The following is a 12,322-nucleotide window of genomic DNA, read 5'->3' as shown; positions in this document are numbered from 1 at the left end:
CCAGTGCCGGCGCAACTGAGCAACCTCGGAAGCGATCCATCCGCTAGGTCGTGGCCTGGATGGCGCTCTGGTCATTCATCCGGGGTCGACGCCGGCGACTGAAGCTCAGGCGCAAGGCGATGCCGCTGGAAGCAGAATCAGGATCCACGCTCAGGCGGGGTCTTGAGCGTAGGCGTGCTAGGTTGTTAGATGAGAGTCAGCGATGGTCGGGGGCCTCGTGAAGGGCGCAGGGTGCAGTGGTACGCGTCCCGAGCCTAGATAGCCGCCCAGAGAAGCCGTCGGTGTCGCAGTCAGCAACGGTGCCGTTGCTTGGCGCTTCAGAAATCTGATGGGCGGGTGCTTGCTTCCGTTGGTGCCCCTTTTTATTGAACGCTGAACAGCAAATATAAACCCCCGACTGAGAAGGTCACGATGCTCTTCCATGTGCATATAGCGCTCAAGCTGCCGCGCGACATTGCCCCTGAGACGCTCACACGCCTACAAGCCATGGAGAAAGAGGTTGCACGGCAGTTGCAGGTTGACGGCACTTGGCTCCACCTATGGCGGGTGGCCGGCAAATCAGAGAATCTGAGCATCTTCGAGGTTGCCGACGCGGACCAGCTTCACGAGGTTCTCAGCTCCCTGCCGCTCTATCCCTTCATGGAGCTGACCGTGACTGCTCTTTCTCGTCATCCGGGAGCTATTGCAACTGGAGCTCGGTCCTAGTACCCGATCATGGACGAGACAAGGCTCGATACGCTTGGTTCGGAGAAGTTCCTCCTGATCACGAGTTACCGGAAGAACGGCACAGGCGTCCCGACGCCGGTATGGGTAATCCGGGACGGTGACGCGCTCGGCGTCTGGACCGTCGCGGACTCCTGGAAGGTGAAACGGATCCGCAACCGACCGGACGTTCTCGTGGGTCCCTGCGACGTGCGCGGCAATCCGACGGGCGAGCAGGTTCCAGCGACGGCGGAGATCGTCGACCAGACCACGGCGGCCCGCTACCGCGGGCTGATCGCACGCAAGTACGGCGTCCTCGGCCGGGTCGTCCTCCTCGGCAGCCGGCTGCGCCGCGGGCGGGAGGGGACGGTCGGACTGCGGATCACCCTGACCCTATGAGAGACGTACGTGGGCCCGGCCGGTGCCAGTCGGTTTCGATGACGCCTGCGGCGACAAATTTGGCGCGGATGCCCCATGGTCCGCCTTCGGCGGCTAGCACCTTGGTCAGTTGGGCCAGGGCGCCTTTGGACGCGCTGTAGGCGGCGCCCTGGGGCACGGCGACCGTGCCGGCGTAGGACCCCGGTGCTGACGATGCTCCCGCCGCCCGGGCTCCGCATGGCTCGGAAGGCTTCTCGGGCGCAGAGGAAGGATCCGCGGGCGTTGACGGCCATCACTGTGTCCCAGTCCTCGGCGGCTGTTTCGGTGACGGGTTTGTTCAGGGTGCGTCCGGCGTTGTTCACCAGGATGTCCAGTCCACAGAAGGCGTTCAGCGCCGAGCGGACCGCGTCGACGGCGCTCTCCTCCCGCGTGATGTCACCTCGCATCGCGAGTACGCCGAGGAATTCGTCCTGCAGGGTCGTGATGCGGGACGCAGGTCGACGGCGACGACGCGGGCATGGAGCAGTGCCACGGTCTCCTTGCCCACGCCGCGCGCGGCCCCGGTGACCAGGGCGGTCTTCCCGGCGAACTCGGATGCTTCCACAGACGCGGCGGTGGGCGTCATGATGAGGTCCTCTCGTGAAGATCGGGGTCGCGCGCAGTGTTCCGCGCCGGCTGTCCGGGCTGCTTTACGGTCCCGCGTTCTCGGAGCAGACGGCACAGGTAGGGAGCGCGCGTGACCTCCCGTGCGTACGGGAGGTGCCGTGGACGCCCGGCGGGTGGGCGGTTCAGTGTGCGGTGAGGCCGCCGTCGACGACGAGTTCCGAGCCGGTGATGAAGGAGGAGTCGTCGCCGGCGAGGAAGAGGATCGCGGGGGCGATTTCGTCGGCGCGGCCGGCTCGGCGCAAGGGGGTGCGCTGTATGTCCGGTTGCTGGCCGCCCTGCTCGTCCAGGAGGTCCTGGATCATCGGTGTGGCGACCACTCCGGGATGTATCGAGTTGACCCGTGCGCCCTGCCGTGCGTACTCGACCGCGGCGGTCTTGCTCAGCAGGCGTACCGCGCCCTTCGACGCGTGATAGGCCGCGGCCGCGCCGCTGCCCACCAGGCCGAGCACGGACGAGGTGTTGATCACCGATGCGTTGCCGCTCGCTCGCAGCAGCGGCATCGCCGCTCTCATGCCGAGCCAGGTGCCTTTCTGGTTCACGGCGATCACGCGGTCCCACATCTCCTCCCGCGTGTCCTCGATGCCCGGCCAGTCCACGATCCCGGCGAGGTTCACCAGCACGTCCAGCCCGCCGAATTGATCGCGTACGAGGGCCGTCACCTCCTCCCATTGCCGGGCGGAGGAGACATCGAGGAGGGCGCTTGCCACATCCGCGCCACCTGCCTCGATGCGCTGGGCCAGCTTCTGGAGGGGTTCCCGGGCCACATCGGTGATCACCAGCCGGGCGCCCTCCTGGGCGAAGAGTTCGGCGGTCGCCGTACCGATCCCCCCGGTCGCGCCCGTGATCAGGGCCACCTTGCCCGCAAGACGTCCGGTCATGAATACGGTCCTTTTCTTGTGTTTGATACGTCGGTCAGCGGCTGTTGCCTGCCTCGGTAACCGGTCCGCTCCCACGAGGAGTCGCTCTTCCCGACCGGAGCATCTGCTGCTTGAACCCCGTTGCCCCGCTACGCTCGCCGCCCCGCTACGACGGGCTCGACTCCCGGTACAGCACGAGGTGTTCGTGGTAGAGCACTCCGTCACGGATGTCCCCTGTGGCGGTGAACCCGGTGTCGTCGACGTAGTCCAGGTGACTACCGGTGACCGTGTAACGGCCGGTGTACGCACTGGCCCGCTCGCCGCGAGCCTCGTCGTAACGGCCGTCCGGCAGCAGCTCCTGCCGGATGTATCCGTCCTCGGTCACCCACATACCGACCACGTCCACGTGGCCCACCTCGATCGCGGCCATGGCGGCCTCCTCTCATCGAACGGTGCGGTCCTTTCCGCTCTACCGAGTCTGCGCAGGTCAGCGATGATCGACCAGGACGTCTGCTGCCTGGGTGCATCACACCCAGGCAGCACGGCGGCGCGCCGCCTAGCCTGAGGACATGGACGACAACCACATGGGGGACTTCCTGCGCGCGTGCCGCGCCGCCCTGCGCCCGCACGACGTCGGGATGCCGAGCCACGGGACCCGCAGAGTCGCTGGGCTGCGCCGCGAGGAGGTCGCCGTCCTGGCCGGAGTGAACGCCGACTACTACACCCGCCTGGAACAGGGCCGCGAACGCAACCCCTCGCCGCAGGTGATCGACGCCCTCAGCCATGCGCTGCACCTCGACGAGGACGCCAGGGCGCACCTGTACCGGCTGGCCGGAGCCGCCCCCGCCGGCCGGCTGTCGCCCCGCCGCACCGAGCGCGTCGGCCCCGCCCTGCGGCAGCTGATGGATGGTTACCCGAACACCCCGGCGTTCGTCATGAACAGGTCCCTCGACCTCCTCGCGGTGAACGCGCTCGCCCAGGCCCTCTACTCGGCGTTCACCCAGGTGGACAACCTCGCCCGCATGACGTTCCTCGACCCGGCCGGCCCCGCCTTCCACACGGACTGGAACCGGGCGGCACAAGCGACCGTCGCGAACCTCCGCGAGGCGACCGGCTTCGAACCGGACAACCCTCGGCTGCGCGAACTCGTCGGCACTCTCACCGAGCACAGCGCGGACTTCGCGCGCCTGTGGCAGTCCCACAGCGTGCGGGGCAAGACGCGGGACGCCAAGCACTTCCTCCACCCGGATGTCGGCCCGCTCACGCTCACCTACCAGGCGTTCGACGTACGCGAGGCACCCGGCCAGCAGCTCGTCATCTATCACGCCGAACCGGGCAGCCCCAGCGCCCACTCCCTCCAATTGCTCGGCTCCCTCCACGCCACCCGGCGCCAGGACCGCTCCCGGCACACGGGCTGATCAGCCGACACAACCCGGGGACCCGCACCGATAGTGCTCCTTCGCCTCGGTGCGTTTCATGCCGCAAACGGCCGCCGGACGCAGGCCCGGCTCGGCCTGGACCGAACTGCTCCGGCCCGTGGGCGCCGGCGCCGAACCGGTCGGACATGTCCGCCTCGGCTATGCCCACTCCAGGCTTTGACGAGCGTACGGCTGAAGCCTCATGGAGCCTTTCGTCGCGCAGGCGACCGCCCTTCACGACCATATTTTTGCGGGTCTGCCGTCCGGGATGGGGAATGCTGCTGGCGGATATCGACCGGGCCCGGTCCTGTACGCCCACCGCAGCGTCCGGCCCGGGAGCACGGACGGCTCCGGCGATGCGGACGTGCGCTGGGCGCAGTTCACCACCGCCCTGGACAGCCGCATCGTCATCGAGCAGGCGAAAGGAATCCTGTCGGTGCGTCAGCGCGTCACGCTTGAGCAGGCGGTCTCCTCCCTGCGCCACTACGCTCGCTCCCACCGGGTCTTGCTCAGCGGCGTGGCTCATGGGGTCGTCCGCCAGGGCCTGGTGCCCCCGCCCGCCCCTGTTCAGCGCGTTCGGCCCGGCCGAACAGAACCTTTCGGGATGCCCTGCCTGGTCTCGTCATGTCGTCGCCGCCGGCTGACATGTTGTGTTGATCCGGGCTCCGGCAGGAGGTGTCACCAGCGGCGCAGGGTGTGGCTGGGTGGTTCGCCGTGGACGGTGCGGTAGTCGGCGGCGAAGCGGCCCGGGTGGGAGAAACCCCAGCGGTAGGCGACGGTGGTGACGCTCTGGGCGGCGGGGTCGGCGAGGAGGAGTTCGTGGTGGGCGCGGTCGAGGCGGATGCGGCGCAGGTACCGCAGCGGGGTGGTGCCGAGGTGGCGGCGGAAGGCGAGTTGGACTGCGCGGCTCGTGACGCCGGCTGCTGTGGCGATGTCGGCGATGCCGATGTCGCTTGCGGCGTTCGCCTCGATGAACGCGATCGCACGGCGCAGCGTTCCCGGGTGGGCGTCGTGGCTGTCCGCGGGGAGGGGATCGGTTGGCGCGTTGTTGGGGAAGACCGTCAGCGCGGTGGCGGCCAGCAGCCGGCCTGTGCTGCCGGTGATCAGCGGGCTGATGGCGGCCTGGTCGTCGAGCAGGAGGTCGCGGGCGAACGCGGCGGCCTGTTTCCACTGCCGGGCGGCGGCCGGTGAAGTGGCACGCAGCGAAGTGAACCGCAGCGGCGGGCAGGGTCGGCCGGGGGAGTCCATGGCAGCCCGCAGCGCGCTGTGGGGCACGGTGATGATGCTGGACCGGAACTGCAGGCAGCGCACTTGGTAGTCGCCGGCGGGATAGCTGCCGAGGAACGCGTCTCCGGCGCTGTAGCGCTCGGTGTTCTTGCCCAGTTCCGCCTGGGTGCTGCCGGTGATCAGTGTGGTCACCGACAGGTCATCGGTGCCGGTCAGGTGCAGCGTCACGTCCGGCGGCATGGTGAAGTCGACGTAGCTCAGTCCGCCCGCGCTGACCTGGGAGACCGACACGGGCGACGTCAGGCTCGCACTCCTGGTGCGGGGCGGGCGCCCGGCCCGGTACATCGCGGCGATGAAGTCCTGCGCTTCGTCCGGGTCGGTCGTGGCGAACGTGAAGCGCTGCGACGGGGGGCCGACAGCGGGGAGGTCAGACATGGGAGCACCTCGCTAGGACGGTCTCTACCCCGTGTCAGGCTACTCGGTCTCTGCCGGCTCGGCCGCTGTCGCCTCAAGGTGCCCAACCGCTCAACTCACCGCGCCAGAGGCAAGAGTGGAACCCGCTGCGGCCGGGACGCGTGGCCGGTGTCGCGCCGAAGGCGGCGCGACACCCTCGTGTCGGGGCGGCCGTGGGGCTGCGAGGACCGGATCGCTGATGCAACGTGACGGCCGAAACGGTTGCAGGACCGGCCGGGAGCCGGGGCGCGCGTTGTATCCATGACAGGGCCGTCACCGCGTGCGTGGGGTGTGTTTGGTCTGCGCGTGACCGCGGCGGGTGCAGAACGATCGCTTCGCGTGGCGCCGGCGTGTGACAGCGCACAGGACGGGGCGGGACGGCGGGGTCCGGGCCATTCCGTCCCGTGCCCGGCGGCTTTCGTCGCTCTCGTGAGTTTTCACCTTCGGAGCGTGGCGGGGCAGCACTCCAAGCGAAAGCTCGAACCGGCAGTTCAGAGCAGGACACCAGCCACATAACGAAGAAGCCGCTCCGCCGCAGTCGTGCTCCCTGAGGAGCAGTCCTTGAACCACGTTCGGTCCCCGCTGCTTTCGTGAACGCTCCGTTCGACCGCGCGGCCACCACGGGCTGGGCAAGGGACCCGACGACACCCCGAAGAAATCAGTGATTGCGCTGGGCCGGGGAAAGTGAGACAAGTCCGGTGTCGATGAGTCGGGCCGCGCGCCGGACGTCGGCGCTGACCTCGTTGCGCAGTTCCTCGGAGGTCTGGGCGCCGTTCAGGTGCCTGCGCAGCGCCTGGAACTGGATGGGCCACAGCGCGAGCAGTGAGGCTGCGGCGATCTGAGGTTCAGGGTCGTCCGGGCTCATCCCGGTGCGTCGGGCCAGGACTTCGGCGGCTACGGCGATCTGCTGGTCGGTCATGTCGCGCTGATACGCCCGCAGGGACGGGGTGGATCCGATCAGCCTGCCGAAGCGAAGGAGCACGGCCGTGGCCTGGGACCAGTCGTCCTGCGCCGCTAGCCAGGAGGTGAGGCCCGCCAGTTGGCCGGACAGGATCTCCAGCACTGCTTCGACCGGCGAGAGACCGGGATCGGCCAGTGTGGTCCGCAGGGCGCTCAGCGTGGTTTCGCCCAGGTCCAGGATCAGGGATTCCTTGGTCGGGAAGTAGTTGAAGACGGTCTTCTCCGACACCCCGCAGGCGGCGGCGATCTCGGAGACACGCACGGCGTCGAAGCCCCGGTCCATGAACATCTCGGTGGCCGTGTCGGACAGCTGCTGCCGTAGCAGCCGCTTCTTGCGATCTCGCAGCCCTTCGGCTGCCGGCTCCTCTTCGCGGCCTCGCAAGGCCGTCCAGTCCACGGTGCGTGCGCTCATTGCCGAAGCATAGTCCAGCCACCCTACATTTTCTGTTACTGTAAATTTTCAGCGACTGTAAATATGACTGGTCTTGAAGTCTGCATCCTTGGAGCCCGCACATGAGCGCCATTCGCATCGTCCGTGACTACCCGCAACCGCCGCGGAAGGTCTGGCGTGCGGTCACCGATCCAGAGCTGATCCCGCTCTGGACGGCCACCGGCGCCGGCGCGCGGCCGGAGGGCTTCGCGGCCGTTCCCGGCACCACGTTCAAGTTCGTCGCGAAACCGAAGCCCGGCTGGAGCGGCGTGGTGGTGTGCGAGGTGTTGGAGGTACGTGAGCCTTTGCTGCTGCGCTACTCGTGGCAGGACGAAGGCGGCGGTGAGGTCACCGAAGTCACCTACAGCCTCGCACCGCACGGCGGCGGAACGCGCTTCATCTATGACCACACCGGCTTCACCGGCGTCGGAGGCCTCTTCATGGCGAAGATCCTCGGCACCGTCCGCACCAAGATGCTCACCAAGGGCCTGCCCGCCGTGCTGAATGACCTCGACGACCAAGGCGCCCTGCGCCAGGACAGCCCTCTGCGTCCCAAGCCCCTCTAGACGGCCGACGCAAGAATCCCTCCGAACGGCGGGCACCTGCACGTTCCGCGTCGCCGGGGAGCAATGCCACTTGTCTCAACGGACGGGTCGACCACACCCCGCTCCCTGTCGCCTCGGCAGGAGACAACATCGGCGCCCTGGCCAGGGCGTACTGTCCCAACTGAACCGTCGGCTCCCTCAGATGTACCGCGCCGGTAGGGAGGACCAGTTCGGCGCGCTCGGCCTGGCCCTCAACGCCATCGTGCTGTGGACCACGAAGTACAGCGATGCCGCCGTCACCCGGCTCCGCGCCGAGGGCCACGAACTCCGCGACGAAGACATCGCATGGCTGTCCCCGCTCAAGCACCGCAACCTGAATCTGCTCGGCCGCTACAGCGTCACCGCCGGCGTCCCGGCCCCCGGCTCCCCGCGCCCGCTGCGCGACCCGGACACGCCGGAACTGGACGAGGACGACGACCGCTGCGAGGACTGAGGCGGCGCCGGTGACCCGCGCCTGGGACCACGGTACGGGGCACTGCGTCGGGCCGCCTGGTGCTGCACGTGCGGCTACGGATCACGCGCTTGGTCCGTCGCCGGTCATCAGGGCGAGCAGGCTGTGAGGTGCGTGGTCGTCGATCATGGTCGTGTAGAAGCCGTCGTCGTCCGCTTCCACCGCGGCGACGTGAGCGAACATCGCGTGTTCGTGCGCTGCGAGCGCGGTCTCCACATCGTTGGGGTGCGCGGCGAGGGCGCGGCCGAGTTCCGCGCCGTCCAGCATGGCCAGGTTGGCGCCTTCGCCGTTCGGCGCCCGCAGGTGCACGGCATCGCCCAGCAGGGTCACCCCCGGCACACGCTCCCAACGGTGCCCGGCCGGCAGGGTGAAGATGGGGCGCAGGACCGGCGGGGTGTCGCTGTCGGTGATCAGTGCGGTGAGTGCGGGGCCCACCCGTCGAACTCTTCCCTCACTCGTGCGGTGAAGGCTGCGGCATCGCTGGTGTCCAGGCCGGTGAACCATTCCTGGGGCTTCTTCAGCTGCACGTAGGTGTGCAGGATCCCGCCCCCTTCACGGTGAGCGAGCAGTCCGAGGCCCGGGGCGAGCGCGAACAGGGAGCCGGCTCCGACCGCCTTCGCGGAATCCGGGTGACGGGTTTCCGCCTCGAAGAGGAACGTCTCCACGCTGCATACGCAGAAGTACTGGGGCGTGGCCTTCGAAAGCAGCGGCCGCACACGCGACCAAGCGCCGTCGGCGCCAACGAGCAAGTCCGCGACCACGTTGGTGTCGTCGGCGAAACTCACCCGGTGGCGGTCGTCGCCGAGGGCCTTGACGGCGGTGACCTTGTGACCCCAGCGGACGGTTCCGGCGGGCAGGGAGTCGAGCAGCATCTGCCGCAGTGCGCCGCGCGGTACCTCCGGGCGTTCGCCGGTTCCGACGTCGGTCAGGTCGAGCAGCACGTTCGCCGCTCGGTCCATGATCCGGTACGCCTCTCGGCCCGGGAGGATCAGGCCGCAAGCGCCGCTCGCTGACCCGGCCGGTCAAGAGGGCCGGCCGGGCCCTGGACCTCATCGGCCGCGACTTCCACGCCGATGCGCCCGGCGCGAAGCCGGTCGGCGACATCACCGCGCTGCCGACCGCCGAGGGCTGGCATCGAGTGTCCGAGAGCACGGGGAAGCCTCACCGCCTGCCGTGCACCACCTCGTTGGTCGACATCAGGTGCTGGGAAGGCTTCGGCCCCGCTCAGCCGCTCACCACACCGAGCAGGACCCGGACCGTCTCCGCCATCGCCTCCCGGCCCTTGGCGACGTAAGGGCGGGGGTCGGTCAGGTCGGGGCGCTCCGCCAGCGTCTCGCGCACCGCGCCGGTGAAGGCGACGTTGAGAGCGGTACCGATGTTGATCTTCACGATGCCCGCCCGTACGGCCTGTCGCAGATCGTCGTCGCCGACGCCCGACGAACCGTGCAGCACCAGAGGTACGGGCACGGCCTCCCGCAGGCGTTCGATGAGGGCGTGGTCCAGGGTCGCGGAGCGTTCGGTCATCGCGTGGCTGCTGCCGACGGCGACCGCCAGGGCGTCCACGCCGGTGTCCGCGACATAGCGCGCCGCCTCCTGCGGATCGGTGCGCACCCCGGCCGTGTGAGCGCTCGCTGGGGCGTCGGGCTTGCCGCCCACATAGCCGAGTTCGGCCTCCAGCCACAGGCCCTCACCGTGGGCCCACTGGACCGCGGCGCGGGTGGCCGCGAGGTTCTCGGCGTACGGCTGCGCCCCGGCGTCGAACATCGCGGAGGAGAAGCCCGCGTCGGCCGCCGTGCGCAGCAGACGCATGTCCGTCACATGGTCCATGTGCAGTGCGACGTCGACGTCACAGGCCTTGCCGACCTCGGCCGCGGCCCGCGCGATCGGTTCGACCCGGCCGCCGTGGAACCGTACGGCGTTCTCGCTGATCTGCAGGATCACCCCCGGGGCGCCCGCCGCGGCTGTGCCGGCGGTGATCGCCTCGGCGTGTTCCAGCGTGATCACGTTGAACGCGGCGACGGCCCGGCCTGCGGCGGCGGCCTTCGCGACGAGTTCGCGCGTGGGAACCAGGGGCATGAGGGTGTCCCCTCGCTTTCGTGTCGGTTCGGTGGGTACGGGCCGGTGATGGCCCGTACCGCTGCGTGGTGCGGCCGGTACGGGTATGTGGGTGATCAGGACGTCTGCGTAGCCGGACTCACGTCCGCGCCGGTGTCCGCCGCCCCCGGGGCCACGGAACTCTCGCCGCTCTTCTCGTCGCTGTAGACCATGAGAGTGGAGCCGGCGAGGGCCAGCACGATGCCGAGGGTGCCCCACACGTTGGGGAGCCTCTGGTAGACCGCCAGGGACAGCACGATGGTCAGTACCGGCGCCAGTGCGTTGGTGACGGGGGCGACCACCGTGGCCTTGCCCCGGCTGAACGCCATGACCAGGAACAGCGCGCCGACCGCGTTGAGGACCTGTGTCACCGCGGTGAGCGCGGGTGCCTGCCACGGGGCGTCGGAGGGGTAATCGCCCATCATCACGAACGCCACCGGCACCAACAGCAGTCCGCTGATGGTCATCCAGCCGAAGGTCGTCGCGTCGTTGACCCCGACCAGCGCGGCCTTGCGCATGCAGAACGCCTGCACGCCCCAGGCGACGCAGATCAGGATGGCCATCAGCAGCCACGGGCCGTGTGAGTTCGAGTCGTCCTTGCTGCTGGGAATGCTGAACAGCACGATCGCCGCCAGCGCCGCGACGACACCTATGACGGCGAGCCGGTTGATCCGCTCACGCAGCAGCGCCATCGCCATGAGGACGGTGACCACGGGGGAGAGCGACACCAGGGGGAAGATCAGGTACGCCGGGCCGTTGGCGAGCGCCTGGAACAGCAGTAGTTGTCCGCCGGCACCGGTCAGTCCTGCGATCAGCCCGTACCCCGCGGCGACCGGCCGGCGGTCGAACGTGTTGCCGCGCATCGCGAAGTACGCGGGGATGAGCATCGTGCAGGCCCAGATGATGTAGATCATCTCGTTGGGATAGCCGTACCTGCTGTTCGGCTCGCTGGAGAAGGCGCCCCACACACCCCAGAACAGGACCAGCAGCGCCGCGTACACGATCCAGCTCTTGGTACCTCTGTTCATCGGTCGTCCTCTCCTGAGGCAGGGGTCCGGGAGGCCATGCGCAGCGCGTCGAGCGCGGGCCGGTCGAGCGGGGTTCCAGCGAGTTTCGCCGCGTACAGAGCGGCACCCACGACAGGCTCGTAGAGAGGGTGTCGCAGCTCGTAACTGGTAGAACGATCTTTCATTCCGGAGGTGAACGCCTCCAGAACCAGGTCGGCGCCGAAGGTGCCGCCGGAGTAGGAGACCGGTACGGTCTCGTCCGGGCCGAACTCCAGCCGTTCGCGGGTGACGTCGACGAGCAGGGCGAGTTCCCGGCCTGCGTCGGTGAGGATCTCCGTGGCGGCCGCGTCGCCCAGAGCGGCCGCCTCGGCCACCGGGCGGCTGAGCGCGGCGATCCGGCTCCGGTCGCCCTGCCACTGGTTGTGGACGACGTCGATCAAGTCGAGGTCGGACGCGAGCTGCAGGTGGCGCCGGAACACCTCGGCCAGGGAGCCCTCGGGGAGCCGCCCGTCGCTCATCCGCGAGAAGGCGTTGAGGCCCCGGATCGCGATCCAGTGCGCCGATCCCTCGTCGCCGAACATCTCGCTCCAGCCACCGATGCGCACGCCCCGGCCCAGCCGCTCGCCGTAGGTCATCGAACCGGTGCCGCTGATGACGTTGATGCCGTCGACCGCGCCCAGCGAACCCGCCCAGCCGCAGACCATGTCGTTGTCGCAGGCGTAGCGGTCGTGCCCGAGCACCGCTCGCGGGGTCGCGTTCAGGACGGGCAGATCGCGCGCCGCCTCCCCGTAGCCGGGCAGTCCGAAGAAGGCGTACTCGATGTCGGCGGGGGCCAGTCCGGCCGCCGTGCAGACAGTTTCGACGCCTTCCTTGAGTACACGTTCGACGAGCTCGATGCCGTGGGAGAAGTAGTACGAACTTGCCGCCTGCGCTCGCGCCACGACCTGTCCGGACCGGTCGACCATGCAGAATGCGGTTTTCGTACCGCCACCGTCGACACCTAGGAACATCGTTGTACCTCCGTCGGGCGCCCTCGGTCCGCGCCGTTGATGTCTTTGCTCAGTGGTGCGTTGC

General features: G+C 68.8%; 12 protein-coding genes and 3 pseudogenes. 6 read left to right on the top strand and 9 right to left on the bottom strand.

Translation table 11 applies throughout. The features are described 5' to 3' along the window. The first annotated feature begins 411 nt into the window (after positions 1-411). Positions 412-705, top strand: a complete 294-nt coding sequence (locus ACFWGJ_RS11355; RefSeq protein WP_387322678.1) for a muconolactone Delta-isomerase — start codon at positions 412-414, stop codon at positions 703-705. A gap of 9 nt (positions 706-714) precedes the next feature. Beyond that, the gene (locus ACFWGJ_RS11350; protein ID WP_387322676.1) at positions 715-1,101 is read left to right on the top strand and encodes a PPOX class F420-dependent oxidoreductase; all 387 of its coding nucleotides are present in this window, start codon (positions 715-717) and stop codon (positions 1,099-1,101) included. Positions 1,102-1,126: 25 nt separating this feature from the next. On the opposite strand, the pseudogene ACFWGJ_RS11345 reads toward ACFWGJ_RS11350, so the two are convergent. From ACFWGJ_RS11345 to ACFWGJ_RS11335, 3 genes and pseudogenes are all read right to left on the bottom strand, one after another. Then, positions 1,127-1,705: pseudogene (locus ACFWGJ_RS11345) on the bottom strand (SDR family NAD(P)-dependent oxidoreductase); the annotation flags it as partial. A 163-nt stretch (positions 1,706-1,868) separates the two neighbouring features. After that, positions 1,869-2,624, bottom strand: coding sequence for an SDR family NAD(P)-dependent oxidoreductase (locus ACFWGJ_RS11340; RefSeq protein WP_387322675.1), 756 nt, complete (start codon positions 2,622-2,624; stop codon positions 1,869-1,871). 145 nt (positions 2,625-2,769) lie between these two features. Continuing rightward, positions 2,770-3,033 (bottom strand): Atu4866 domain-containing protein, encoded by a 264-nt coding sequence (locus tag ACFWGJ_RS11335; RefSeq protein WP_387322674.1) that lies wholly within the window; start codon positions 3,031-3,033, stop codon positions 2,770-2,772. Between the two features lie 139 nt (positions 3,034-3,172). Here ACFWGJ_RS11335 and ACFWGJ_RS11330 point away from each other — a divergent pair, with 139 nt between their 5' ends. Continuing rightward, a complete protein-coding gene (locus ACFWGJ_RS11330) occupies positions 3,173-4,021 on the top strand; it encodes a helix-turn-helix transcriptional regulator (RefSeq protein ID WP_387322673.1) in 849 nt (282 codons plus the stop codon). Positions 4,022-4,223: 202 nt separating this feature from the next. Continuing rightward, complete coding sequence (locus tag ACFWGJ_RS11325; protein WP_387322672.1) at positions 4,224-4,751, top strand: ANTAR domain-containing protein; 528 nt, start codon at positions 4,224-4,226, stop codon at positions 4,749-4,751. Here ACFWGJ_RS11325 and ACFWGJ_RS11320 read toward each other — a convergent pair. Both ACFWGJ_RS11320 and ACFWGJ_RS11315 read right to left on the bottom strand, forming a co-directional pair. Beyond that, the gene (locus tag ACFWGJ_RS11320; RefSeq protein WP_387322670.1) at positions 4,700-5,683 is read right to left on the bottom strand and encodes a helix-turn-helix domain-containing protein; all 984 of its coding nucleotides are present in this window, start codon (positions 5,681-5,683) and stop codon (positions 4,700-4,702) included. The genes ACFWGJ_RS11325 and ACFWGJ_RS11320 overlap by 52 nt on opposite strands. Positions 5,684-6,359: 676 nt before the next feature. Then, positions 6,360-7,073 carry a TetR family transcriptional regulator gene (locus tag ACFWGJ_RS11315; RefSeq protein ID WP_387322668.1) on the bottom strand — a complete coding sequence of 238 codons (714 nt, stop codon included), beginning with the start codon at positions 7,071-7,073 and terminating at the stop codon, positions 6,360-6,362. Positions 7,074-7,174: 101 nt separating this feature from the next. Between ACFWGJ_RS11315 and ACFWGJ_RS11310 the strand changes: the two genes are divergently transcribed. Next, positions 7,175-7,657: an SRPBCC domain-containing protein gene (locus ACFWGJ_RS11310; RefSeq protein ID WP_387322666.1), complete on the top strand. Its 483-nt coding sequence runs from the start codon at positions 7,175-7,177 to the stop codon at positions 7,655-7,657. Between the two features lie 178 nt (positions 7,658-7,835). After that, positions 7,836-8,129, top strand: a pseudogene (locus ACFWGJ_RS11305) (Tn3 family transposase); the annotation flags it as partial. A gap of 81 nt (positions 8,130-8,210) precedes the next feature. On the opposite strand, the pseudogene ACFWGJ_RS11300 reads toward ACFWGJ_RS11305, so the two are convergent. The 4 genes and pseudogenes from ACFWGJ_RS11300 to ACFWGJ_RS11285 form a co-directional block, all read right to left on the bottom strand. Next, a pseudogene (locus ACFWGJ_RS11300) lies at positions 8,211-9,142 on the bottom strand (FAD-dependent oxidoreductase); the annotation flags it as partial. A 229-nt stretch (positions 9,143-9,371) separates the two neighbouring features. Next, positions 9,372-10,223, bottom strand: a complete 852-nt coding sequence (locus ACFWGJ_RS11295; protein ID WP_387322665.1) for a ketose-bisphosphate aldolase — start codon at positions 10,221-10,223, stop codon at positions 9,372-9,374. Between the two features lie 95 nt (positions 10,224-10,318). Beyond that, positions 10,319-11,269 (bottom strand): DMT family transporter, encoded by a 951-nt coding sequence (locus ACFWGJ_RS11290; protein ID WP_387322663.1) that lies wholly within the window; start codon positions 11,267-11,269, stop codon positions 10,319-10,321. Next, positions 11,266-12,258 (bottom strand): BadF/BadG/BcrA/BcrD ATPase family protein, encoded by a 993-nt coding sequence (locus ACFWGJ_RS11285; RefSeq protein WP_387322661.1) that lies wholly within the window; start codon positions 12,256-12,258, stop codon positions 11,266-11,268. Before ACFWGJ_RS11285 ends, ACFWGJ_RS11290 begins: the two co-directional genes overlap by 4 nt. Positions 12,259-12,322: the final 64 nt, after the last annotated feature.

It is taken from the genome of Streptomyces sp. NPDC060205 (assembly GCF_042728395.1).
GTDB lineage: Bacteria > Actinomycetota > Actinomycetes > Streptomycetales > Streptomycetaceae > Streptomyces.
Note: the sequence above shows the minus strand (reverse complement) of the source record. Positions and strands in the feature narration are given on the sequence as shown.

What these genes read in the sequence shown, in the direction of transcription:
- ACFWGJ_RS11355 (WP_387322678.1), top strand. Translation starts at nt 412, where the DNA reads ATGCTCTTCCATGTGCATATAGCGCTCAAGCTGCCGCGCGACATTGCC.
- ACFWGJ_RS11350 (WP_387322676.1), top strand. Translation starts at nt 715, where the DNA reads ATGGACGAGACAAGGCTCGATACGCTTGGTTCGGAGAAGTTCCTCCTG.
- ACFWGJ_RS11340 (WP_387322675.1), bottom strand. Translation starts at nt 2,624, where the DNA reads ATGACCGGACGTCTTGCGGGCAAGGTGGCCCTGATCACGGGCGCGACC.
- ACFWGJ_RS11335 (WP_387322674.1), bottom strand. Translation starts at nt 3,033, where the DNA reads ATGGCCGCGATCGAGGTGGGCCACGTGGACGTGGTCGGTATGTGGGTG.
- ACFWGJ_RS11330 (WP_387322673.1), top strand. Translation starts at nt 3,173, where the DNA reads ATGGACGACAACCACATGGGGGACTTCCTGCGCGCGTGCCGCGCCGCC.
- ACFWGJ_RS11325 (WP_387322672.1), top strand. Translation starts at nt 4,224, where the DNA reads ATGGAGCCTTTCGTCGCGCAGGCGACCGCCCTTCACGACCATATTTTT.
- ACFWGJ_RS11320 (WP_387322670.1), bottom strand. Translation starts at nt 5,683, where the DNA reads ATGTCTGACCTCCCCGCTGTCGGCCCCCCGTCGCAGCGCTTCACGTTC.
- ACFWGJ_RS11315 (WP_387322668.1), bottom strand. Translation starts at nt 7,073, where the DNA reads ATGAGCGCACGCACCGTGGACTGGACGGCCTTGCGAGGCCGCGAAGAG.
- ACFWGJ_RS11310 (WP_387322666.1), top strand. Translation starts at nt 7,175, where the DNA reads ATGAGCGCCATTCGCATCGTCCGTGACTACCCGCAACCGCCGCGGAAG.
- ACFWGJ_RS11295 (WP_387322665.1), bottom strand. Translation starts at nt 10,223, where the DNA reads ATGCCCCTGGTTCCCACGCGCGAACTCGTCGCGAAGGCCGCCGCCGCA.
- ACFWGJ_RS11290 (WP_387322663.1), bottom strand. Translation starts at nt 11,269, where the DNA reads ATGAACAGAGGTACCAAGAGCTGGATCGTGTACGCGGCGCTGCTGGTC.
- ACFWGJ_RS11285 (WP_387322661.1), bottom strand. Translation starts at nt 12,258, where the DNA reads ATGTTCCTAGGTGTCGACGGTGGCGGTACGAAAACCGCATTCTGCATG.